This window comes from Streptococcus zalophi (assembly GCF_016481285.1).
Classification (GTDB): Bacteria; Bacillota; Bacilli; order Lactobacillales; family Streptococcaceae; genus Streptococcus; species Streptococcus zalophi.
On record NZ_JAENBP010000006.1, the window covers coordinates 50,333 to 74,861 of the forward strand.

Consider the following 24,529-nt stretch of genomic DNA (forward strand, 5'->3'; position numbering starts at 1 on the left):
TTAACTAGGCTATGTCTATGTTTTAAAGTGTTTTTATGCTATAATGATGTATTAAGAGGTTTATAATATGAAAAGATTTCGATTAACCAATACTCACTTTGTCATTATTGGCTTACTTTTACTAGTTTTAGTTGCTATTTCTATTAGTTTTCTAACATCAAAAGTCATGCTTTTTTTGGCACTTTTCTTAATCATGTCATTTGTAGTGGCTATCTTTATCTATCAAAAAACAACCTATGAATTGTCCGAAACAGAGCAGATTGGTCTTTTAAACAAACAGACAGAAGTTAGTCTTAAAAATTTATTAGACCAAATGCCTGTTGGTGTCGTAAAATTCAATCAATCTAGTTATACTGTTGATTGGTATAATCCTTATGCTGAGTTAGTTTTTACTGATGCGTCTGGGAAATTTGATGATAAGATTATCAAAAATGCGATAAAAGAGAAAGAAAATGGCTCAATTGATCAATCCATTATGATTGATGAAAAGAGATATTTCTTTAATGTTGACTTAGACGAGGGTGTTTTTTACTTTTTTGACAATGTCTCTTCTGTTTATCATAATAATGTTATGCCTTCAACAAGTCCCGTTATTGGAATTATTTCAATTGACAACTATGATGACATAACTGATAGTTTGCAAGATGCTGAGGTTTCTCAAGTTAATACTTTCATTGCTAATTTTATTACTGAGTTTGCAGAATCAAGACACATTTTTTATCGTCGTTTTGATATGGACCGTTTCTATTTCTTTACTGATTATAATGTTTTATCAAAGCTAATAGAGTCTCAATTTGATATTCTTAGAAAATTTAAAGAAGTAGCCAAAGAAAAAGAGCTATCCTTAACCATCAGTATGGGTATTTCTTATGGCGACCAAAATTATTATGATATTGGGAATGTTGCCCAAAAAAACTTGAACATGGCTCTCGTTAGAGGCGGTGATCAGGTTGTTATTAGAGAAAATGGTGAACACAAAGAATTCCAATACTTTGGTGGGGGTAGTGTTTCAACTGTTAAGAGAACAAGAACTCGTACAAGGGCCATGATGACAGCCATCTCCGATAAGATTAAAACAGCAGATTCTGTTTTTGTTGTGGGCCATCGCAACCTTGATATGGATGCCTTAGGAGCTTCAATTGGTATGCAATTTTTTGCAAGTAATATCATTGATGATGCTTTTGCTGTCTATGATGATAAAAACATGAATCCTGATATCAAAAGAGCTGTAACAAGTTTACAACAAGATAGCATGCTTCCATTAATTACGTTGGAACAAGCCGAAAAACTTGTCACTAAGAATTCCATTTTAATCATGGTAGATCATTCTAAGACCAACTTGACACTCTCAAAAGAGTTATATGATAAGTTTTCTGAGGTCATTGTTGTCGACCATCATCGTCGAAATGAAGACTTCCCTGAAAATGCTGTTTTATCATTCATTGAAAGTGGTGCCAGCAGTGCTTGTGAGTTGGTAACAGAACTCATCCAATTTCAAAATGCTCGAAATAAACAATTGAACAAAGTGCAAGCTAGTGTTTTAATGGCTGGTATCATGCAAGATACCAAAAACTTTTCAAATAGAGTGACCAGTAGAACCTTCGATGTGGCAAGCTATCTTGTCACTTTAGGGAGTGATAGTTTTGAAATTCAAACTATTGCAGCAACTGAATTTGAAGAGTATCGACAAATCAATGAATTGATTTTAAAAGGTGACCTCTTTAAGCGTGATATCATCATTTCTTGTGGTGATGAAGATAAATGTTATTCGAATGTGATTGCTAGTAAATCTGCTGATACAATGCTTGCCATGGCAGGTATTGAGGCTACTTTTGTGATATTTAAAAATCTTAAAGGTCAGACTGCAATTTCAGCGAGAAGTCGTAATAAATTAAACGTTCAAAAAATTATGGAAGAAATGGGTGGGGGAGGACACTTTAATGTTGCTGCTTGCCAAAAACCAGAATATTCTATTAAAGAAGTTTACCACATGCTGATTGAAAAAATACAAAAAGAAAGAAGTCGTCAAGAGGAGTACTAAAATGAAGGTTATATTTTTAGAAGATGTCAAAGGTAAAGGGAAAAAAGGCGAAATTAAAGAGGTTCCAACGGGCTATGCCCAAAACTTTTTAATTAAAAAGAACCTAGCAAAAGAAGCAACAGCAAAAGCTATTAGTGAATTAAAAGGAAAACAAAAATCAGAAGCCAAACACCAAGCAGAAATTCTTGAGGCAGCCCAACAACTTAAAAAAGATCTTGATAAAGAAGCAACATTAGTTGTCTTCGGTGAACATGTTGGACCAGACGGTAGAACATTTGGTTCTATCACGACTAAAAAAATAGCAGAAGAATTAGAAGCACAGTTTGGTCTAAAAGTTGACAAGCGTCATATTCAACTAGACCATCCGATTAGAGCTATTGGTCTGATTGAAGTACCAGTGAAACTGCACAAAGAAGTAATGGGTCAAATAAAATTACATGTTAAAGAACTGTAAATGATATTGACATTATTGTAAACTAGGAGGTACCGTATTTTGACAGATGCTCAAGAATTGAGAATTCAGCCACAAGATGTAGTTGCCGAACAATCTGTCCTAGGTTCAATATTCCTATCACCGGATAAATTAATTGTTGTCAGTGAATACATTGAACCAGAAGATTTTTACAAATATTCTCATCGTATTATTTTCAAAGCGATGATTGCACTCAGTGATAAAAATGATGCTATTGACGCCACAACGGTTAGAAATATTTTGGACAGTCAAGGAGATTTACAAAATATTGGTGGTATTTCCTACCTAGTTGAACTTGTTAACAGTGTTCCAACGAGTGCCAATGCTGAGTATTATGCTAAAATTGTTTCTGAAAAATCACTGTTAAGAAATATTATCAATCGATTAACAGATACGGTTAATAAAGCATACGATGGCTCTTTTCCTTCTCAAGATTTGATTGCAAAAGCTGAACAAGACCTAATTGCTGTTAATGAGCATAATAATCATAATGGTTTTCGGAAAATATCTGATGTCTTAAAGATTAACTATGAAAACTTAGAAAGTCGTTCCCAACGCAAAACAGACGTGACGGGTCTTGCGACTGGCTTTACCTATCTTGATAAAATGACAACCGGTCTTCACCCAGATCAATTGATTATTTTAGCTGCTCGTCCAGGTGTGGGGAAAACAGCTTTTGCCCTAAATATTGCACAAAATATTGGTACCAAGCAGAAAAAAGCAGTTGCCGTATTTTCACTAGAAATGGGTGCTGAAAGTTTGGTTGACAGAATGCTTGCTTCTGAAGGAATGGTTGATTCCCATAATTTAAGAACAGGTCAGTTATCTGATCAGGAGTGGCAAAGTTTAACCCTTGCGCAAGGCAATCTTGCAGAAGCACCAATTTATATTGATGACACACCAGGCATTAAAATGTCTGAGATTCGTGCCCGTTCAAGAAAGTTAGCCAAGGAAGTTGATGACAATCTAGGACTTATCGTCATAGACTATCTACAATTGATTTCTGGTTCCAAATCAGAAAATCGCCAACAAGAAGTTTCTGAAATTTCTCGTCAGCTTAAGATTTTAGCAAAAGAGTTAAGGGTGCCAGTATTAGCCTTGAGTCAGCTTTCTCGTGGTGTTGAACAACGTCAAGACAAGCGTCCCGTTTTGTCTGATATTAGAGAATCAGGATCTATTGAACAAGATGCTGATATTGTTGCGTTTTTATATCGTGATGATTATTATAATCGTGATAATAAAGAAGATGAAGACGATAAACTTGTTGATAATACTGTTGAAGTTATTCTTGAAAAAAACCGTAGTGGTGCGCGTGGTACAGTTAAATTAATGTTCCAAAAAGAATACAATAAGTTTTCAAGTATAGCCCAGTTTGATGAAAGATAGGAGAAGGCTAAATGAGTGATGCATTTACTGATGTTGCAAAAATGAAAAAAATCAAAGAAGATATTAAGGCCCATGAAGGGAAAATGGTTGAATTAACCCTAGAAAATGGTCGTAAAAGAGAAAAAAATAAGCAAGGACGTTTAATTGAAGTGTATTCTTCTTTATTTATCGTTGAATATAATGATCGCCCTCAAGATGATGGCTCTTTGGAGAACTCTTATGTTGAATCCTACACTTATTCAGATATTTTAACAGAAAAAACACTTATTCGTTACCTTGATGACGACAATGAAAACACTTCTGATGAGAAAGAAGAAAATAGCGAGCAAGACTCCCAAGAAATGTCGTTAGAAACTCAAGAATAAAGATATTTTCAGCAAGCTTAGGGTTTACAACTCTAGGCTTTTATGATATACTATCCTTTGTGTGAAATAGCAGCAGAAAAATATGAAGCTCGTCAACAGGTGGTTAGCTAAAAAGTAACCTTTGCTGTTTAGGCGAAAACCATCTGCACGAATCAGGATTTTTCAAGCATCTATTTCCTCATATTTTAAATAAATAGAGGAGGACATTTATATGTCACGTTATACAGGACCATCTTGGAAACAAGCGCGTCGTTTAGGATTATCACTTACAGGTACAGGTAAAGAGCTTGCTCGCCGTAATTATGTACCAGGTCAACATGGACCAAACAACCGTAGCAAATTATCTGAATACGGTTTGCAATTGGCAGAAAAACAAAAACTTCGTTTTACTTATGGCTTAGGTGAAAGACAATTCCGTACACTCTTTGTGAAAGCAACAAAAATTGCTGACGGAACTTCAGGTTTTAACTTTATGCTTCTTTTAGAACGTCGTTTGGATAATGTTGTTTACCGTCTTGGTTTAGCAACAACTCGTCGTCAAGCACGTCAATTTGTTAACCATGGTCATATTCTTGTTGATGGTAAACGTGTTGATATTCCAAGTTACAGCGTAGAAGTTGGACAAGTGATTTCAGTTCGTGAAAAATCACAAAAAGTTCCAGCAATTCTTGAAGCTGTTGAAGCAACTCTTGGACGTCCAGCATTTGTATCATTTGATGCAGAAAAATTAGAAGGGTCATTAGCTCGCCTTCCAGAACGCGATGAAATTAACCCAGAAATTAACGAAGCACTTATCGTTGAATACTACAACAAACAATTGTAATATATTATTACAGGTGATAGGCTTAAAAGCCTTGATACCAAGCACTTTAGGAGTTTTCCTAGAGTGTTTTTTTTGTTTATTAAGTAGTTATAAGCATTAATAAAAAACGCTAGTCAAGTAACTAACGTTTATTCTTAAAACAAGTTTATTTTCTACCGTCATTTGTTTTTAACCCACCTTGAAAATCAGCTTCTATGTTATCTACATAGTCACGGTAATAGTCTTCCAAGTCTTTTTTGAGTTCTTGGTAATCCTCTTCACTGTAGTTTTTGTCTTCAAAAAAAGCGTTGAAGCGAGGCAATCCTAATTCTTTTCTTAAACGTTGAATGACTTCTTCTTTGGTCATATTAGCTCCTTATCCATCAGTTGTTAATTGCGTTATTTTACAATAATATTTTATCATAATTTAGCTTTTTCTGATAGATAACATCAGATAAATAATGACTGATTATATTGAATGGACTCACTAATAAAAATAGCAGACAAAAGGTTGACAGGTCTGTAAAGATAGCAAATAAAATTTACATCAGATAATTCTTACAAGTTAATTGCTTTTTATTGTGAAAAAATGTACAATATTTATGGTTGGAAAATATTAAATTAAAAAGGAGAATCTAATGAAAAAGAAAATTTTTGCTTCCTTAGCTGCTTTGTTAGTCCTTTTCTTATTAGTAGCATGTGGAAAAACGAGTGAACCAAAAGAAACAACAACAGAAGAAGTTGTTTCTAGTGCGACAGAAAAAACATACACCGATCCTTCAAAATTAGAAGAGAGCTATGATGTTATTATTGTCGGTTCTGGTGGTGCGGGGATGTCTGCTGCTATTGCTGCAAAAGATGCTGGTGCCAATGTGGTTATTTTGGAAAAAATGCCATATATCGGTGGTAACACTGCTAAATCTTCTGCAGGAATGAATGCTTCAGAGACTAAATTCCAAAAAGAACAAGGGATTGAAGATTCCAATGAGAAATTCTTTGAAGAAACACTTAATGGTGGTAAAGGCACTAACGATGAAGCGCTTCTTCACTATCTGGTAGATAATTCAGCGTCTGCTATTGATTGGCTTGACAGCATGGGTATTACACTTGACAACATCACTACAACAGGGGGAATGAGTGTGACTCGTACTCACCGTCCTTCAGATGGTTCTGCTGTTGGTGGTTACTTAGTTGATGGGTTATATGATAATATTATGGAACGTGATATTCCTGTCTTTGTCAACGCAGAAGTAACAGATATTATTGAAAAAGATGGACAAGTTGCGGGTGTTACTGTCAAAGTTAATGGTAAAGAAATGACTATTTCATCTAAAGCTGTCGTGTTAGCAACAGGTGGTTTTGGTGCTAATATGGACATGGTAACGAAGTTTAAACCAGAATTGAAAGGCTATGTGACAACCAACCAAAAAGGCTCAACAGGAGATGGAATTGCCCTTGCTGAAGATGAAGGAGCACAAACTGTTGATATGGATCAAATTCAAATTCACCCAACAGTTGAACAAGAATCATCTTACTTGATAACAGAAGCTGTTCGTGGTGAAGGGGCAATCTTGGTTGATAGCAAAGGAAATCGTTTCATCAATGAGTTAGAAACAAGAGACAAGGTTTCAGCAGCCATTAATCAATTAGAGCCAAACCATGCGTTTGTCATCTTTGATGATGCCCTTAAAGGACGTGTTCCTGCTATTGATAAGTATGATGAAAAAGGCTTAGTAGCTAAATCAGATAGCATAGAAGGATTAGCTAAAGAAATTGGTACAGAGCCAGAAACATTGAAAAACACCTTAGAAAAATGGAATCAAGCGGTGGCAGATGCTTCAGACACTGATTTTGGTCGTACCACTGGAATGGAAAATGACTTAAGCACTGGACCATTTTATGCGATTAAAATTGCACCAGGAATCCATCACACAATGGGTGGTCTAAAAATCAATACCGAAGCTCAAGTTCTAAATAAAGATGGAAAACCTATCCCAGGTCTTTACGCGGCTGGCGAAGTTACTGGTGGTATTCATGGGCAAAACCGTATTGGTGGTAACGCGGTTGCAGACATCATCATTTTTGGTCGTCAAGCAGGGCAACAATCAGCACAATTTGTCAAATAATCACATCGAGAGTTCTTAGTAATCTAAGAGCTCTTTTTTTCCGCAAAAAATTTGCTATAATAATGACGATAATCCTCATAAGAAAGCTAGTAGAAAATGGAAATGAAGACCTTTCTAGCTAGAACAAGGAGAAACAGATGAAACAAGTGATTAGAACAGTCTTAAATGACCAAGAATTAAAAGACGTCAAAACCCTGATTAAAAAATGCCAAGCCTATGATAAGACTTTTAAGGAACCTTACTTGTCAAATATGTTAAATTTTGACAGCCAATTACCGAGCTTCTTTTTAGGATATGAAAAAGAAAAATTAATTGCTTTTCTTGGTGTTTATGCTGATAGTAAAGAGGCAGAGCTTAGTGTTTTGGTGGATCCAGATCATAGAAGACAAGGCTATGCAACAGTTTTGTATGATACGTTTAAAAAAGAAACAAAGAACTATCAGTTAGATCCACCTCTTTTTATCACAGAAGACCAATTTTTGACTTCAAATCCTGATTTTCTCACCAATTTGCAGTTACACCGACTGGAAGACACAGAAAATTTACTTGGACGAAACAGTGACCCTTTTGATGTAACACCAAGGGAAGAATGGCAGGTTAAACAAGCAGCTCTTAGTGATGTTGATGCGATTGTGGCTGTCAAAATGTCTGCTTTTGATGATGAGACTAGAGAGGTTCACTATCAGTACGTCACAGAAGCAAATGATGATAAAGATAGCCTACTTTATATCCTTTCAGAAGAGAACAAGGTTCTTGCCTCGTGTACGGTGAATATCAGTTCTGAGGATTACTATCTTTATGGCTTAGCTGTCATAGAAGCCTACCGAGGAAAAGGTATTGGTTCTTACTTGGTTAAGATGATGATTAACGACTTGATTCAAAAAGGTGCAAACTCTTTCCAAATTGCTGTAGATGATGATAATGTTGGCGCAAGAAGACTCTATGAAAAACTAGGCTTTACCTATCAAACGCAAATTGTTTATTTGAGAGAGAAACGAGACTAATTAAATGTTACAACTATAAAAGAGCTCATCAAGTGAGCTCTTTTATACTTTAACTAACAGAAAAAAACTTGTTTTAACTCTATCTATGTGATATATTTATAACATCAAAACTAACTATTGATGACAAGATAGAAAGAAGCAATATGAAAAAATTTAAAACCGCCCTTATTTTAATCATGCTCATTATTTTTTTAGTGATTGATTATCAAATCTTTTTTGGTCAAAATGCGTTAAGTTGGCTTACGAAGTGGTTGATTGTTGGGATAATAAGTATCGGTGAAGGGGTTTCCATCGCAACGATTCTCATGATGACGTCAAATGATGTTGGTCGAAAAAGAGAGTTTGGCATTGCTGAAAAATTACATTCTATTTTGGTGATACTGTCAACCATTATCTACACTATTGGTGTTTGGGCCTCAACACCAAGTATCGGTACACATTATGTTAAAGAAATTTTTTTAGGATTAGGACTTCTGGTACAGTTTGTTTTTTTACTCTTTTTTGTCTTTAAAAAGACCAAAGAGAAACCAGATGAGCGTTTTATCAGCAATTTAGCCAAAACCGCAACTATCATGTTTGTGATTAGTCTAATTGTTCTATTTACTCTAGCTATGGTTCTTGCTTTAACAGGCTCTATCACTGTTTTTTCTGGCTATCTTTTTGTACTTGTTGGTTTACTTGTGCTACTATTTGCTGCTATCTTTTTCTTCTTTGAAAAGTGGGGATAAAAATGGCGAAAGAAAGTCAGATTAGGACTAATTTAAAAGCCGTTAGAGAATCAGTTGGTATGACTCAGCAAGAATTGGCTGATCTGGTTGGTGTCAGACGAGAAACGATTATTCATCTTGAAAATAATCGCTACAACCCTTCTTTAGAAATGGCGTTAAAAATTGCGCGTGTTTTTGATACGACGATTGAACATCTTTTTCAGTTGAAAGATTGATAAATAGTTAAGAGAGTTATTATTTGAAAAAACCCCCAAAGGAATTTTTCTTTCCTTTGGGGGTTTCTCTATAGTTCTTTGTCATGCAAGTTGAGAAAGAAGATATCTTTATCAGTCCATTTGCCATTTTCAAAGCTGAATTTTTCTCTGGTCACTTCAAAGCGAAAATCCAATTTTTGGATTAATTGTTGTGATGGGTGATTTGTTGGGTTAATATGAGCTTCTATTCGATGAAAGTTGAAGTGGTCTTCAAGATGAGGCAGTAGATTAGAAAGGGCTTCATAAGCAATGCCTTGACGCCAAAGGTAATTATGCACTGCATAGCCTAGTTCTCCCCAATTGAAATTGGCACGCGCCAAAGTAGCAATATTAATCATTCCTAAATGACGATTATTCTTATCAAAAATGGCAAGAATGTAAGTGTCGTCCTTTTGCCATAGCTGATGGTGGTGATCTACCAACTGGCTAAACCACTCTGATGTCGCTATCGACATCTCTAAAAGTCCCTCATCAAATGCATGCTGAGAGGGTAGACGGTTTGAGAAACCTTCAAACCAAGAGGGATAGTCAGAAACCTGTAAAGGTCTAATGATTAATCGTTTTGTCTCCAAGTAAAAATCAATGGTCATGTCTTCGTCACACTCCGATATCAGATTTTGTGAGACTAATTTTTAACGCCATCCTCACAAATTGGCGTTTTTTGTTTGCTTAATATCATAGACCTATCCTCCTTTTTGATTGTTGTTTTATTGTATCATCTTTTGTGGTTATCGTACAAGATTCTCTCTTTAAAAGTGTTTGAAGAAGTCGTTAGAGGTTAATTTTACTTGCTAAAAGTAGCAATAATTGAGAAAATAATAATAATGGAGAAAACAGATGATATTTAAAATTGCATTACTAGCGGATATCCACGGTAATTATGAGGCTTTAAAAGCTGTGATTGAAGATGCCAAGAAAAATAAAGTGACAGACTATTGGTTATTAGGAGATATTTTAATGCCTGGTCCGGGTGGAGAAAATATTTTAGCTCTGTTAGACCAATTACCAGTAACAGTCAAGATTAGAGGCAACTGGGATGATTGTTTGATAGAAGCTCTTGATGGAGAGTATACAACCAACTCTACCGACGAAATTTATCTATCAAGATTGGCGCAATATTTGGAAAACAAATTACCCCCTCAACGCATCAAGGATATACGAGAGATGCCACTAAACGTTCAAAAAACGATTAATGGTTTAAGAATTTCTATCTCTCACCATTTACCAACCAAAAATTGGGGCAGAGAGTTAATGGTGACCAATAGTACGAAAGCGTTTGATGATTTATTTTTATCTCATCAAGATGACATCGCTATTTTTGCGCATGTCCATCAACCTCTTTTAAGATATAGCAGCAAAAACCAAATCATCATCAATCCAGGTAGCATTGGACAACCTTATTACCCAAGAAAAGAATTGAGAAATGATTTGCGAGCGCAGTATGCCATACTGACCATCGATGAACAAGGCTACTCTGATATTCTTTTTAGAAAGGTTAATTATAATAAAGAACAAGAGCTCTCATCTGCAGAAACGGCTCACCTTCCTTTTTTAGAATTATATCAGGAACTGTTAAACACAGGCGTCAACAAGGACAAAGACCGTCCTTATCTACAAAAGATTATTGATGATTATCATTACAAAGAAGACGTTGACAAATGGCTTAAAGATAGAAAACATCAGCTAAAAAGATAAGAGTAGACAAAACACCCTTGAAACAATAAAACCCTAGAAAAAGTTATTTCTAGGGTTGTTATTTAATTATTTTCAATAAATTCAGCATCAATAATAGGTTTATTTTCTATCTCTTGTGCAAATTCTTCATTCAGTTCGAATTCTGTTTCCTCTTTATCAAACTCACCATTTAAATAAGAAACAAATGTATCTGTTAGTCTCTCTCCCATTGGTTTAAATGTTACATAGGTGATACTTCCAGAAATAACACCTCCAATGATTGGAATACTTTTAGAAATTACTGATTCAACCGTTTTTTTGGTTATTTTTGCTCCTAAAACACTTCCAACTCTTTTAACTAAAGGATACCATGCAGTCTTTGTTAATGCTTGTTGAGCCACTTTTTTCCCTACATTTTTTCCGGCCATTTCAGAAACTTTAGTGATGAGTTTCGTTGAACCTGTTGCACCAAACATGGCGCCTAAATAGGCTATTATTCTAATTTTAATTTCTTCAGGAAGCTCTTTTTCATCTTCAGAAAATAAATTTTCTTCACCAAATAAATAAGCGATTTGTTGTGATAAATTAAGAGCAAAACCAAAATATTGACTGATGTCAGCACCAGCAGCAATAGTTGATGTTAGTGGATTAGATGGTAAACCACTAAGAAATGAAACTGTTGATGTTGATTTGGTCGTTTTATCAACAATACGATATGCTCTTTTCTTTAAAGCTTTTGGAGAGTAGACAGCTTGTGGACCTTTTTCTAAGATAATTTTTAGATATTTATCATTTTTAAATTCATTCTTAAGGAATTCATCTCTATCAACTTTTACAAAAGGTAGTCGACTTGCAGCAGTGATTGTCTGGATTAAAATCTCATAACCATTATCAGAATTAGTGGGCATCTTTATTCTCCTAATCTTATTTTAATATACATTTTACATAAGATTATATAAAAATGCAACAACTTCAAGAAAATATTGTATATCTATATCTATTTCTTTTTTGCCACCAAATAAAAACGGTGGATACGACCTTCCACAAAGCCATCTCTATCAATCATTTCTTGTGCTTTTAATAAATGATCAAAATGTTTATCCACAGAAAAGCCAACAAATTCCCATTCGATGATTCTTGCAAACCAAACTAAGGCACCAATATCAAAGAAACGTATTGGTTGATAGACTTCACCACTTTCCAGAATGTCAAAGCCATTTGCTATTAATTCTTTTTCTCTAAATTTTAAAAAATGATTCGAATAAGGTAAGTCTTTAAGTTCTGGTAACAGTAATTCAACCAGTTCTCTATCATTTTTAGCCCCAACTTGTTGGGTGATAAAATAACCGTCTTGTTTTAACACTCTTTTTAGTTCTGTTGGTCTATAATCCCCATGACGATTAGTGATCACATCAAAACTGTCATCCTTAAATGGTAAGGGATCTGTGCCATCTGCCTCTTTAAAATCAATACCTAAGGGTAGTAGAACCTCTTTACAATAGTCAACATTAGGTGGATAGCCTTCAATAGCAGCAGTTTTGTGATAGGGATGTTTTAATGACAGTAAAAACTCACCGCCGCCAGTTTCCATGTCTAAGAGACTCAAGTCATCCGTTAAATATTTTTTAATGACGTGAGAAAAATCCCAAGGTAAATCATCTTCTTCAGCATAGCGATCACTGATATGTGAAAAATCCCAGCCTTTGATGTGAGCCATTTCTTCCTCTTTTTTCCACTCTTGATATAATTCTTCTCTTGTCATGGTTGTCTCCTAACTGTTAGTTGTTTAAGTCTATTATATCATTAAAAACGCAACAAAAAAGCCTGTTAAATATTAATTTCATAGGCTTTTTTTCAATTTTATGATTAATGTCTTTTACTCAAAATAAATAGCAATGGGTCTTACATAGTAATCGTTGGGTTTTATTATTTTGAAGGTTTGCATTGATAAATCCATAAATGAATTAGAGGTATCTGATAGAATGGTTGAGGCTTCCATCTTTGCTAGTAATTCGATTTTTGGCTCCTCATTTACTTTTGCAATAACAGTTCCTAATATAGTTGCATGTTTATTTCCCATATTCATAATTGATAATAAACTAGGCGTAATTCTAATATAATCGTTTTCACAAATACTAAGTGAATCTCCAATTTTTATTATTTTAGAATTATCGAATAAGGTATTCATATAAGTGGAAAAGCTATTTATTTGTTCAAATAGATACGGGAGTGTTTGTGAAAGTTTATTTTCTAATTCAGAAATTTTCGATTTATGTTTTATAGCATTTACTTTTGAAATTTTTTTTAGCTCTTTTTTTATATTCTCGTAGTTATTAAAAATTTCTGGATTTAATTTTTTGATGAAATTCACATCAATTGATTCTTTAAGTTTAGAAAAATCATAGGTTGTAATTTTTGCAGTTCTTTGAATAAAGTCTCCTTCTTCTACCTTTGAATCTATTTTTATATTTTTTTCTAGTTTTTTACACAACAATTCAAAAGCATAGTCATCAAAAGCAGTTTCTACTAATTGAGTGTTTGATGTAGAATAAATAACAGAATATTTATCAATCTCCGTTTCACCATGACTCGTACTAGCGGTTAGAGGTAAATTAACACCTATATTTACCTCAGTAGACTTCTCAGTTCCTCCCTCTTCTTGATTAGATTGTGATTGAGTATTATCTGAGATATTTTTTAATATGATTCCTTGGTCTAGTTGAGCTAACATTGAATTAATTAATTTAGTATTTAAATAAATAAAATCCTTCATTTTTAACTCCTTTCTAAGATATAATATATTATACCTTAAAAATGCAAGTTTGTTTTCTGAAAAATGTTCTTAAGAAAATTTAAGAAATCTTTATATGATTTTAAAATTAGTGGAACAAAAATCAGTTAAAATTCAGTTATTTAGCTAAAAATAAAACAAAAAAGCCTTTGGAACATTGATTCCATAGGCTTTTCTTTCATTCAATTATTTAACCTCAGTGAAAATAACGTGTTTACGTAATTTTGGTGAGTATTTTTTCAATTTGATACGGTCTGGTGTGTTACGTTTGTTTTTTGAAGTAAGGTACAAGCGTTCACCAGATTCTTTATGTTCAAGTGTGATATTTACGCGCATGTGATCTCCCTCCTATTATTCTGCTGAAGCAGCTTTGGCGATTTGACGTCCTTTGTAGTATCCTTTAAGTGATACGCGGTGAGAACGTGAGTAATCTCCAGTTGTTTCATCAAATTTAACAGTTGGAGCTGCTAATTTATAGTGTGTACGACGTTTATTCTTTTTCGCTTTTGAGGTGCGACGTGCTGGTACTGCCATGTTTATCTCCTTTTAATACTTATATTTGATTTTATATCAACTTCACTATAATAGCATACCTTTTTTGTAAAGTAAAGTTACTTGACAGTTTTTTTCAACTTTTTTTAAAAATAGCTATCAATATCCCTAAAAAACCTTTCTTTTTATGTTAAAATAGATAGGAATACGTCATGGAAGAGGACTCTTATGAAATTACAAAAACCAAAAGGCACACAGGATATCTTGCCTAAAGACTCAGTCAAATGGCAATATCTTGAAAAGGTGTCACGTGAAACCTTTCAAAATTATCGTTACGAAGAAATTAGAACGCCTTTGTTTGAACACTACGAAGTGATTAGTCGTTCGGTTGGTGACACGACAGACATCGTCACTAAAGAAATGTATGATTTTTACGATAAGGGAAATCGCCATATTACTCTTCGTCCAGAAGGAACAGCTCCAGTGGTGCGTTCTTATGTAGAAAATAAATTATTTGCTCCCGAAGTGCAAAAACCAGTGAAGCTATATTACATGGGTTCTATGTTTCGTTATGAACGCCCTCAAGCAGGACGCCTTCGTGAGTTTCATCAGATTGGAGTAGAAGCATTTGGCTCAAAAAATCCCGCGACGGATGTTGAAACGATTGCTATGGCTTATCAACTGTTTGAAACTCTTGGGATTTCTGATGTGACACTTCATCTAAATAGCTTAGGCAATCCTGAGAGTCGAAAAAATTATCGTCAGGCCTTGATTGATTATCTCACCCCTTTACGAGATAAGCTTTCAAAGGATAGCCAACGTCGATTAGAAGAAAATCCTCTTCGAGTGTTGGATTCCAAAGAAAAAGACGACAAGCAAGTTGTAGAGGGTGCCCCTTCTATTCTTGATTATCTCGATGAAGAGAGTCAACAACACTTTGATACTGTTTGTCAGCTACTAAAGGCGCTCAACATTCCTTTTGTGATTGACACTAATATGGTGCGTGGGTTAGATTATTATAATCACACGATTTTTGAATTTATCACAACTATCGATAAGACAGAATTGACAATCTGTGCGGGTGGTCGTTATGATGGATTGGTTGAGTACTTCAACGGACCTGAAACGCCTGGTTTTGGTTTTGCTCTTGGAGTTGAAAGATTACTCATGATTTTAGAAAAGCAAGGGGTTAATCTTCCTGTTACAAATGTTCTTGACGTTTATGTCGTTGTTTTAGGTGATGTTGTTAACGAAGCGGCACTCACTCTTGTTCAATCACTGAGAAAACAAGGTTTTTCAGTCGAAAGAGACTACCTCGACAGAAAACTTAAAGCACAATTCAAGTCAGCTGATACGTTTAATGCTAAAATAGTTATCACTTTAGGTGAGTCAGAATTAGCATCAAACAAAGTTGTTGTCAAAAATAATCAGACGAGACAGGAAAAAGAAGTGGCTCTCAATGAACTAGAAGAGAATTTTGCAAGTATTTATAAAGAATTAACACAAGGAAAATAATGGAGAAATTTATGAAGCGATCAATGTATGCAGGACGTGTTCGACTAGAACATGCAGGAAGTGACGTCGTCCTAAAAGGATGGGTAGATAGACGTAGAGATTTGGGTGGCCTCATCTTTATTGACCTTAGAGACCGTGAAGGGATTGTTCAACTAGTAATCAATCCAGAGATTGCTAGTCAAGAAATCATGTCTATTGCTGATAGTTTAAGAAATGAATATGTTATTGAAGTTGTAGGTAAGGTTGAAAAAAGAGATCAAGAAAATCCCAAGCTAGCGACAGGTAAGATTGAAGTTCATGTGACAGGTTTAAATATTTTAAATAAGGCAAAAACGACACCTTTTGAAATTAGAGACCACATCGAAGTAAATGATGATATTCGCCTTCGTTATCGCTATCTTGATTTACGACGCCCTAGCATGTTAGAAAACTTTAAACTACGTGCCAAAGTGACTCATATCATGAGAAACTATCTAGATAATCTTGAATTTATTGATGTTGAAACACCAATGCTTTCAAAATCAACGCCAGAAGGTGCGCGTGATTATCTCGTTCCTAGTCGTATTAGTGAAGGGCATTTCTATGCACTGCCACAAAGTCCTCAAATCACCAAGCAATTATTAATGGCCTCAGGTTTTGATCGCTATTATCAGATTGTTAAATGTTTCCGTGATGAAGATTTAAGAGGAGACCGTCAACCTGAGTTTACACAGGTCGACCTTGAAACCTCATTTTTATCAGAGGAAGAAATTCAAACCATTGTTGAAGGTTTGATTGCTAAGGTGATGAAAGAAGTTAAAGGCATTGACCTTACACTACCATTACCAAGAATGTCTTATGACGATGCTATGAATTTATACGGTAGTGATAAGCCAGACACAAGATATGATATGCTGCTACAAGATGTGTCAGAACTTGTTCGTATGACAGATTTCAAGGTATTTTCTGAAGCGCCAAGTGTTAAAGCCATTGTGGTTAAAGATGCTGCAAGCAACTATTCGCGCAAAGACATTGACAAGTTGACAGAGATTGCTAAACAGTATGGCGCTAAGGGATTAGCATGGGTGAAGTATGTTGACAACAACTTGACAGGTCCAATTGCAAAATTTTTAACAGAAATAACAGACAAGTTGACGGTTACTTTACAGTTGACCAATAATGATTTGGTTTTATTTGTTGCAGATGATCTTGCTATTGTGAATGACACACTAGGGGCTCTTAGAACACGTATTGCCAAAGAACTCAACCTCATTGATGAATCACAATTCAACTTTTTATGGGTGGTTGATTGGCCGATGTTTGAATGGTCAAAAGAAGAAGAACGTTACACCAGTGCTCACCATCCCTTTACCTTACCACAAAAAGAAACCGTTGCTGAATTAGAAGGCGACTTGAGTAAAGTGAAGGCTGTTGCTTATGACATTGTTTTAAATGGTTATGAACTAGGTGGCGGTAGTTTACGGATTAATGAAAAAGACATTCAAGAAAGAATGTTGAAAGCTTTAGGCTTTAAGACAGAAGACGCCTATGAACAATTTGGCTTCTTATTAGATGCCATGGATTATGGTTTCCCACCACACGGTGGTTTAGCTCTTGGGCTTGATCGCTTTGTGATGCTTTTAGCCGGAAAAGAAAATATTAGAGAGGTCATTGCCTTTCCAAAAAATAATCGCGCCATTGATCCAATGACGCAAGCACCAAGCATTGTTTCTAAGAAACAATTAGAAGAATTATCGTTAACAGTAAAAAAACATGATTAAAAAATCACCTTTAAGCAAACGTATTAGATTTGTTATTAATCGTTGGGCAAAAAAAGTAGGACTTCTTAATACACTAAGAAGTATTTCTAAAGAAAAATATGCAGAAAAGATTTCAGCAGCAGTCCTAACTGGTTTATTGTTTAGTATTGCTGTCAATTTCTTTTTCCAACCTGGACACGTCTATTCAAGTGGTGTGACAGGTCTATCTCAAATCATTTCAGCCGTCATATTTAGGACAACTGGATTGAGATTGTCTATTGCTTTTTTCTATTACTTTTTAAATGTTCCCCTACTTATCTTAGCTTGGTATCGAATTGGTAGAAAGTTTACTGTTTTTACTTTTATATCAGTTACTTTAAGTTCGCTCTTTGTGCATTTTATGCCACAGATTACTTTAACAACCGATCCTCTTGTTAATGCTATTTTTGGTGGTCTTTTTATGGGGGTTGGTATAGGTCTTGGTTTTAGAGCCAATATTTCTAGTGGTGGTACAGATATTGTTAGTGTCACCATTAGAAAAAGAACTGGTAGAGAAGTTGGTAATATTTCCATGATTGTGAATGGTTTTATCATGCTATTTGCAGGAATTCTTTTTGGTTGGCAATATGCCCTTTATTCTATGGTTGCCATCTTTGTTTCTAGCCGGGTGACAGATGCTGTTTTTACGAAACAACGTAAAATGCAAGCGATGATTATTACTGATAAACCTGAAAAAGTGATTCGAATGATTCACAAAAAACTTCATCGAGGTGTCACTTCGATTAATGAAGCAGAAGGCACTTATAAACACGAAAAAAAATCTGTGCTCATAACGATTATTTCACGTGCTGAGTACAATGAATTCAGAACAATTATGCAAAAAACCGATCCAACAGCATTTGTGTCAGTTGCAGAAAATGTTCACATCATTGGTCGTTTTACAGAAGATGATCGATAATCTTACTATAGTATAGGAGAATAAATGAAACAAAAATATGTTTTTCATCCCAAAAATTTTTTCTTTATCACCCTTGGTACTGCTATTTATGCTTTTGGTTTTGTTAATTTGAACATGCAAAACAAAATTGCTGAAGGGGGATTGGCTGGTTTAACCTTGGTTTTTCACCATTTGTTTAATATTAACCCTTCTTATTCAGGTTATCTCCTGAATTTACCACTTGTTTTGTGGGGAGCTTATATTTTTGGTAAGAGAGCAATGGCTTATACCGTTTATGGGATTAGTACCATGTATTTGTTTGTTTATATCTTCCAAAAAATACCACTCAATCTTGATTTGCAACATGATTATCTTGTTATTTCCTTGATAGCAGGAATTGGTGCAGGCCTTGGAAGCGGAATTGTCTTTCGCTACGGCGGAACAACAGGTGGCTCAGATATTATTGCAAGGATTATCGAAGATAAGTTTGGTATCCAACTCAGCCAAGCACTTCTTGGTTTTGATATTTTTGTCATGTTGTTATCATTAACCTATGTTTCTGTTCCACGGATGATGTATGCTTTAATTGCTAGTTTTATGTTTAGTCAGGTCGTTCATCTGGTTGAAAATGGTGGGTATTCGGTTCGTGGCATGTTTATCATTTCTGATAAATCAGCTGAAATTGCAAAATTTATCATTGAAGATATCGGAAGAGGAGTTACCTACCTTCAAGGAGAAGGTGCTTATTCTGGACATGAGAAAAAAGTTATCTATGTAGCCATGTCACCGACAGAGATTCGGGAAGTTAAAAAAGTAATGGAAGAGATAGATCCTAGGGCCTTCATTTCCATTATGGCTATTGAAGAGGTCGTCAGTCCAGATTTCATTGTCAATCGCCGGCCAATGTTAAAATTACCCAAGAAATAAAAAAACTTCAGTCATTGACTGAAGTTTTTCTCGTTGTTACATTTCATTTGGTGCTTCAACACCTAGTAAGCGAAGGGCTTCTTTTAATACAACTCCTGTTGCATAAGATAGGGCCAAACGACTATCACGCTCTGGGCTATCGTCCAAAATGCGGGTATGAGCATAGAAGCGATTAAAGCTTTGTGCCAAGTTGATGGCAAATTTGGCAATAACTGATGGTTCAAAGTTATCAGAACTTCTTGCAATAATGCGTGGGAAATCTTGCAGTAATTTCACAATTTCCCAACTATCAGAGTCATTTAACTTGTAATCGCCGTTAGTACTTGGTGTAAAGTCGGCTTTTTTAAGGATTGATTGGATACGTGCATGAGCGTACTGTACATAAGGACCAGTTTCTCCTTCAAACGATACCATTGTTTCTAAGTTGAAATCATAACCATTTGTTCGGTCAGTTTTCAAATCATAGAATTTAATCGCTCCAACACCAACTGCTTGGGCAACATCTTCTTTATTTTCAAGGTTAGGATTTTTAGCTTCAATTTGTGTCAATGCACGATTGATAGCTTCATTAATAGTCGGCTCAAGTAGGATAACATTTCCTTTACGTGTTGAGAACTTAGTACCGTTACTTGTCACAAGACCAAAGGAAACATGGCTAATATCATCACTCCAGTCATAAGACATTTCAGATAAGACGGCTTTTAATTGTTTGAAGTGAGACGCTTGTTCTTGACCAACAACATAGACAGCTTTAGCAAAATCGTAATGACGATGACGGTATAGTGCAGCTGCTAAGTCACGAGTGATGTAGAGTGTGGCACCATCTGATTTTTTAATGAGTGCTGGATGTTCAATGCCGTATTTTTCCAAATTAACGACTTGTGCGCCTTTAGACTCTTGTAAGAGATTCTTTTCAGCTAGTAAGTCAAGAATTTCTTGCATTTTATCATTATAAAATGCTTCACCATTATAACTGTCAAAAGAAACTTTCATCAAATCATAAATACGGTTAAACTCAATTAGACTTTCATCGCGGAACCATTGCCACAACTCAAGCGCTTCTTCATCTCCGTTTTCAAGCCTTAGGAACCAATCTCTTGCTTCATCGTCCAACTCTGGATGGTCTTTAACTTCAGCGTTGATACGGACATAGAGTTTTAATAACTCATTAATCGGGTCTTTTTCAACAGCTTCTTTGTCACCCCATTTTTTATAAGCGACAATCAGCATTCCAAATTGTTTGCCCCAGTCTCCTAAATGGTTAACTTTAATTGTTTTGTACCCCATTTTTTGGAAGATGTTAGATAAGGCATCACCAATAACTGTTGAGCGTAAATGACCAATTGAAAATGGCTTAGCAATGTTTGGACTTGACATATCGATAACAATATTTTTATTTTCACCAATGTGTTGTTGACCGTAATTATCACCTTTTTCAATGACACTCATCAAAATCTGATGAGATAATTTTTCTTTATCTAAGAAAAAGTTGATATAAGGGCCAACAGCCTCTACTTTTTCAAATCCGTCTTTATCGATTTTCTCTACGATTTCTTGAGCAATCATTTGTGGTGCTTTTCTTAATACTTTAGCTAAAGAAAAAGCTGGAAAGGCAAGGTCTCCCATGTTCGAATTTTTGGGAACTTCAAGTAAGTTGAGGACTGTTTCAAACTCTAAATCAGCAACAGCGGTAATTTTTTTAGCAATAAGTTGTTTTGTATCCATCTTTGACTCCTAAACTGTTAATTGTTTCTTATATTTTAACATAAAAAAGGCCTGATGATAAGTATATCTTTATTTTAGCTATAAAATATCTTTTTTTTTAAATTGTAACTGCTAAACTTTGTTTTATAAGTAGATTTCATTTTAACAGTTTATGACACGTTTGATTTATGATAAAATGAAACATATTAATAATAGTATTTGTTTAGAAGATGGATGAGGACTTATTATGACAAAAGAAAAAATTTCTCCAGGGATGCAGCAGTATCTCGACATCAAAAAAAATTACCCTGATGCCTTTTTACTCTTTCGCATGGGTGATTTTTATGAACTATTTTATGATGATGCCGTTAAAGCCGCTCAAATTCTTGAAATCAGTTTAACCAGTCGTAATAAAAATGCTGAAAATCCTATTCCAATGGCAGGGGTTCCTTATCATTCAGCGCAACAATATATTGATGTTTTAATTGATTTGGGTTATAAGGTGGCTATTGCTGAACAAATGGAGGACCCAAAGCAAGCAGTGGGAGTGGTTAAAAGAGAAGTTGTTCAAGTGGTGACACCAGGAACAGCAGTTGACTCATCAAAACCAGATGCTAATAACAATTATCTGATTGCTATTGACACCAACCAAAATCTTTTTGGCTTATCCTATATGGATTTATCGACAGGTGAATTTTATGCGACCGTTTTACCTGATTTTTCAAGCGTCTGCAGTGAAATTTTGAACCTAAAAGCCAAAGAAGTGGTGGTAGGTTATGAACTTGATGAGGAGAATCAAGATCTTCTTGAAAAGAAAATGAACGTGATTGTTTCTTATCAACCGCAAGAAGAAAATCACCCTTTACTTAATGTAGACCTTAATCCAATAGAAGTATCAGCAGCGTCTAAATTACTTTACTATATTAAAACAACGCAAATGCGCGAATTGAGTCATCTCCAAAAGTTAGTCCATTATGAGATTAAAGATTACCTTCAGATGACCTATACCACAAAAAGTAGTTTGGATTTGTTAGAAAATGCTAGAACTAATAAAAAAAATGGCAGTCTTTTTTGGTTGCTTGACAACACAAAAACAGCCATGGGAATGCGTTTGTTGCGTCAATGGATTGATCGACCACTCATCAATCAACAAAAGATTGTTCGAAGACAAGACATTATTCAAGTGTTTCTAGAACAATTTATTGAGCGTAGTGATTTGACAGAAAGTCTCAAAGGGGTCTATGATATTGAACGATTAGCCAGTCGCGTTTCTTTTGGGAAAGCTAACCCGAAAGATTTAATCCAACTAGGGCACACGCTGGCTCAAGTTCCCTACATTAAAGCCATTTTAGAAAGTTTTTCTCATTCTAGTTTAGAAGATCTTGTCAACGCGATGGATCCTTTGTCAGAGTTGGAAGAATTGATTCGTTTAGCGATAGATACCAATGCTTCTGCAACCATCACTGAAGGCAATATTATTAGAACAGGATTTGATGATAGGCTAGACCATTATCGTAAAATCATGCGTGAAGGAACTAGCTGGATTGCTGATATTGAAGCTAAGGAAAAACAAGCAACAGGTATTTCAACGCTAAAAATTGATTACAATAAAAAAGATGGTTATTATTTCCATGTGACTAATTCCAACCTTAGCCTTGTTCCTGATTATTTTTTCAGAAAAGCAACCCTAAAAAATTCTGAGCGTTTTGGCACAGCAGAACTGGCTAAAATTGAAGGAGAAATGCTTGAAGCGCGTGATTATTCTGCACAGTTAGAATATGATATTTTCATGCGCGTGAGAAGTCAAGTGGAAAAGTATATTACTAGGTTACAAAAACTAGCCAAGCAAATTGCCACAGTTGATGTTTTGCAGAGTTTAGCTCAAGTAGCTGAAAACAATCGTTATGTCCGTCCGACATTTAATCAAACAGGCCAGATTCAAATTGAGCAAGGACGACATGCTGTTGTGGAAAAAGTTATGGGAACACAAGAATATATTCCAAATAGTATTGTGTTTGATGCCACAACAAATATCCAATTGATTACTGGCCCAAATATGAGTGGGAAGTCAACTTATATGAGACAACTCGCTTTAACTATTGTCTTGGCTCAGATGGGTTCATTTGTAGCCGCTCAATCGGCTGACATTCCACTTTTTGATGCCATTTTCACTAGAATTGGTGCAGCAGACGATTTAATTTCAGGACAGTCAACCTTTATGGTGGAGATGATGGAGGCTAACCATGCTATCAAAAGAGCGAGCAAAAATTCCCTTATTTTATTTGATGAGTTAGGCAGAGGGACAGCCACTTATGATGGGATGGCTCTTGCCCAAGCCATTATTGAACACATTCATAACCATATTGGCGCTAAAACAATGTTTGCGACTCACTATCACGAGTTGACAAGTCTGTCAACAAACTTGACACAACTTGTTAATGTTCATGTCTCAACGTTAGAACAAAATGGTGAAGTGACTTTCTTACACAAGATTGCAGAAGGTCCTGCTGATAAATCTTATGGGATTCATGTGGCAAAAATAGCTGGTTTACCAATAACACTACTCAAACGGGCGGATACTCTCTTGACCCAGTTTGAGTCTCATGCTGTTATGCCTGTATCAACTGAAAAAACAATAAACGCTCAAACTAAACCATTAACTCTTTTCGAGGAAGAACAACAAACTGTTTTAGAACGATTAAGCTCGCTTGATGTGATGAATATGACACCAATAGAGGCCTTAAATGAATTGCTGGATTTACAAAAGGCATTGAAGAGGTAATAACTGAATAATGAAGATAAGTCACAAAATAGAATGTTCTCTTTTCTTGTTTTGTGACTTATTGATTATCATTAGATAGTCCAAGTCTTTCAATTTCTTTCTTTTCTTTGTGTGGTATAATAGAAAAACAACAACAAGACTAAAATCATCCCTACCAAAATCATTAAAGGAGGTTGAAGTGATGACAAAATCAAGATTAGAAGCTTTTAGTGATGGCGTTTTAGCGATTATCATTACTGTCATGGTGATCGATTTAAAAAGTCCCGAGATAGATTCACTTCAAGCGGTGTTTAGACTAATTCCTAATATAGCTTCTTATATTCTGAGTTTTACCTATGTGGCTATTTATTGGAACAATCACCATCAGTTATTATCAAGTACTAATAGAGTCAATGCCAAAATCCTATGGGCAAATTCTCTATGGCTATTTTTTATGTCTCTCATTCCCTTTGGAACAGGATGGATTAGTCGTTTTTATTCCAGTCATGTGCCAGTTATGACTTATGGTTTGATTTTATTGGTGACGGCTCTCTCTTACTTCTTTTTACAACATCAGGTTGTTAGATATAGTGAAAGAAGTGCCCTACTTAAAAAAATAATTGGGAAAGATTTAAAAGGAAAATTCACTGTTTTACTCTATATTATCTCTATTTTAATGAGTCCATTTTTTACCACGGGCTCTGAAATTATCTTTGTTATAGCAGCACTCATGTGGTTTATACCAGATAAACGAGTGGCAAAAATCCTAGAAGAAGAGTTATAGACAAATGAATAACCTTGTCTTGATAAC

The 24,529-nt window shown here is 35.1% G+C and carries 23 protein-coding genes and 1 pseudogene; 16 read left to right on the top strand and 8 right to left on the bottom strand.

The genetic code is table 11. The features are described 5' to 3' along the window. Nucleotides 1-67 precede the first annotated feature (67 nt). The 5 genes and pseudogenes from JHK64_RS05550 to rpsD all read left to right on the top strand — a co-directional run bounded on the left by JHK64_RS05550 (nt 68) and on the right by rpsD (nt 5,087). The gene (locus JHK64_RS05550; RefSeq protein ID WP_199568012.1) at nt 68-2,041 is read left to right on the top strand and encodes a GGDEF domain-containing protein; all 1,974 of its coding nucleotides are present in this window, start codon (nt 68-70) and stop codon (nt 2,039-2,041) included. Between the two features lies 1 nt (nt 2,042). Then, nucleotides 2,043-2,495 (top strand): 50S ribosomal protein L9, encoded by a 453-nt coding sequence (rplI, locus tag JHK64_RS05555; RefSeq protein ID WP_199568013.1) that lies wholly within the window; start codon nt 2,043-2,045, stop codon nt 2,493-2,495. A gap of 39 nt (nt 2,496-2,534) precedes the next feature. Next, nucleotides 2,535-3,899, top strand: a complete 1,365-nt coding sequence (gene dnaB / locus JHK64_RS05560) for a replicative DNA helicase (protein ID WP_199568014.1) — start codon at nt 2,535-2,537, stop codon at nt 3,897-3,899. A gap of 11 nt (nt 3,900-3,910) precedes the next feature. Continuing rightward, nucleotides 3,911-4,189 (top strand): annotated as a pseudogene (locus JHK64_RS05565) (Veg family protein); the annotation flags it as partial. A gap of 286 nt (nt 4,190-4,475) precedes the next feature. Further along, the gene (rpsD, locus tag JHK64_RS05570; protein ID WP_018370470.1) at nt 4,476-5,087 is read left to right on the top strand and encodes a 30S ribosomal protein S4; all 612 of its coding nucleotides are present in this window, start codon (nt 4,476-4,478) and stop codon (nt 5,085-5,087) included. A gap of 145 nt (nt 5,088-5,232) precedes the next feature. Here the strand turns inward: rpsD and JHK64_RS05575 are convergent, their stop codons facing one another. Then, nucleotides 5,233-5,433 (bottom strand): hypothetical protein, encoded by a 201-nt coding sequence (locus JHK64_RS05575; protein WP_199568016.1) that lies wholly within the window; start codon nt 5,431-5,433, stop codon nt 5,233-5,235. A gap of 271 nt (nt 5,434-5,704) precedes the next feature. Here JHK64_RS05575 and JHK64_RS05580 point away from each other — a divergent pair, with 271 nt between their 5' ends. The 4 genes from JHK64_RS05580 (at nt 5,705) to JHK64_RS05595 (ending at nt 9,139) form a co-directional block, all read left to right on the top strand. After that, nucleotides 5,705-7,192: a flavocytochrome c gene (locus JHK64_RS05580; protein ID WP_199568017.1), complete on the top strand. Its 1,488-nt coding sequence runs from the start codon at nt 5,705-5,707 to the stop codon at nt 7,190-7,192. Between the two features lie 137 nt (nt 7,193-7,329). Further along, on the top strand, nt 7,330-8,196 hold the full coding sequence (locus JHK64_RS05585; RefSeq protein ID WP_199568018.1) for a GNAT family N-acetyltransferase: 867 nt from the start codon (nt 7,330-7,332) through the stop codon (nt 8,194-8,196). Between the two features lie 143 nt (nt 8,197-8,339). Continuing rightward, complete coding sequence (locus JHK64_RS05590; protein ID WP_199568019.1) at nt 8,340-8,924, top strand: hypothetical protein; 585 nt, start codon at nt 8,340-8,342, stop codon at nt 8,922-8,924. A 2-nt stretch (nt 8,925-8,926) separates the two neighbouring features. Further along, complete coding sequence (locus JHK64_RS05595; protein WP_199568020.1) at nt 8,927-9,139, top strand: helix-turn-helix transcriptional regulator; 213 nt, start codon at nt 8,927-8,929, stop codon at nt 9,137-9,139. A 68-nt stretch (nt 9,140-9,207) separates the two neighbouring features. Here JHK64_RS05595 and JHK64_RS05600 read toward each other — a convergent pair whose 3' ends face one another. Further along, a complete protein-coding gene (locus JHK64_RS05600; protein ID WP_199568021.1) occupies nt 9,208-9,768 on the bottom strand; it encodes a GNAT family N-acetyltransferase in 561 nt (186 codons plus the stop codon). Nucleotides 9,769-10,015: 247 nt separating this feature from the next. Here JHK64_RS05600 and JHK64_RS05605 point away from each other — a divergent pair, with 247 nt between their 5' ends. Then, entirely contained in the window at nt 10,016-10,873 is an 858-nt protein-coding gene (locus tag JHK64_RS05605; protein WP_199568022.1) for a metallophosphoesterase family protein, read from the top strand. A 62-nt stretch (nt 10,874-10,935) separates the two neighbouring features. On the opposite strand, the gene JHK64_RS05610 is transcribed toward JHK64_RS05605, so the two are convergent. The 5 genes from JHK64_RS05610 to rpmF all read right to left on the bottom strand — a co-directional run bounded on the left by JHK64_RS05610 (nt 10,936) and on the right by rpmF (nt 14,177). Continuing rightward, the gene (locus JHK64_RS05610) at nt 10,936-11,760 is read right to left on the bottom strand and encodes an ABC transporter ATPase (RefSeq protein WP_199568023.1); all 825 of its coding nucleotides are present in this window, start codon (nt 11,758-11,760) and stop codon (nt 10,936-10,938) included. 89 nt (nt 11,761-11,849) lie between these two features. Then, on the bottom strand, nt 11,850-12,614 hold the full coding sequence (locus tag JHK64_RS05615; protein ID WP_199568024.1) for a class I SAM-dependent methyltransferase: 765 nt from the start codon (nt 12,612-12,614) through the stop codon (nt 11,850-11,852). A gap of 114 nt (nt 12,615-12,728) precedes the next feature. Then, entirely contained in the window at nt 12,729-13,625 is an 897-nt protein-coding gene (locus JHK64_RS05620) for a DUF6414 family protein (RefSeq protein ID WP_199568025.1), read from the bottom strand. Nucleotides 13,626-13,829: 204 nt separating this feature from the next. Beyond that, nucleotides 13,830-13,979 (bottom strand): 50S ribosomal protein L33, encoded by a 150-nt coding sequence (gene rpmG / locus JHK64_RS05625; RefSeq protein ID WP_018370479.1) that lies wholly within the window; start codon nt 13,977-13,979, stop codon nt 13,830-13,832. Nucleotides 13,980-13,994: 15 nt separating this feature from the next. Continuing rightward, nucleotides 13,995-14,177: a 50S ribosomal protein L32 gene (rpmF, locus tag JHK64_RS05630; RefSeq protein ID WP_018370480.1), complete on the bottom strand. Its 183-nt coding sequence runs from the start codon at nt 14,175-14,177 to the stop codon at nt 13,995-13,997. Nucleotides 14,178-14,363: 186 nt separating this feature from the next. On the opposite strand from rpmF, the gene hisS reads away from it, so the two are divergent. The 4 genes from hisS to JHK64_RS05650 are packed head-to-tail and all read left to right on the top strand — an operon-like array spanning nt 14,364 to nt 19,253. Then, on the top strand, nt 14,364-15,650 hold the full coding sequence (hisS, locus tag JHK64_RS05635) for a histidine--tRNA ligase (RefSeq protein WP_199568026.1): 1,287 nt from the start codon (nt 14,364-14,366) through the stop codon (nt 15,648-15,650). Nucleotides 15,651-15,661: 11 nt separating this feature from the next. Continuing rightward, entirely contained in the window at nt 15,662-17,410 is a 1,749-nt protein-coding gene (gene aspS / locus JHK64_RS05640) for an aspartate--tRNA ligase (RefSeq protein WP_199568027.1), read from the top strand. Next, nucleotides 17,403-18,347: a YitT family protein gene (locus JHK64_RS05645; RefSeq protein ID WP_199568028.1), complete on the top strand. Its 945-nt coding sequence runs from the start codon at nt 17,403-17,405 to the stop codon at nt 18,345-18,347. Before aspS ends, JHK64_RS05645 begins: the two co-directional genes overlap by 8 nt. Before the next feature lie 24 nt (nt 18,348-18,371). After that, entirely contained in the window at nt 18,372-19,253 is an 882-nt protein-coding gene (locus JHK64_RS05650) for a YitT family protein (RefSeq protein ID WP_199568029.1), read from the top strand. Between the two features lie 36 nt (nt 19,254-19,289). On the opposite strand, the gene argS is transcribed toward JHK64_RS05650, so the two are convergent. Further along, nucleotides 19,290-20,978 carry an arginine--tRNA ligase gene (gene argS, locus JHK64_RS05655; RefSeq protein ID WP_199568030.1) on the bottom strand — a complete coding sequence of 563 codons (1,689 nt, stop codon included), beginning with the start codon at nt 20,976-20,978 and terminating at the stop codon, nt 19,290-19,292. A gap of 226 nt (nt 20,979-21,204) precedes the next feature. On the opposite strand from argS, the gene mutS reads away from it, so the two are divergent. Further along, nucleotides 21,205-23,739: a DNA mismatch repair protein MutS gene (gene mutS / locus JHK64_RS05660; RefSeq protein ID WP_199568031.1), complete on the top strand. Its 2,535-nt coding sequence runs from the start codon at nt 21,205-21,207 to the stop codon at nt 23,737-23,739. A gap of 181 nt (nt 23,740-23,920) precedes the next feature. Next, complete coding sequence (locus JHK64_RS05665; RefSeq protein ID WP_199568032.1) at nt 23,921-24,502, top strand: TMEM175 family protein; 582 nt, start codon at nt 23,921-23,923, stop codon at nt 24,500-24,502. Nucleotides 24,503-24,529: the final 27 nt, after the last annotated feature.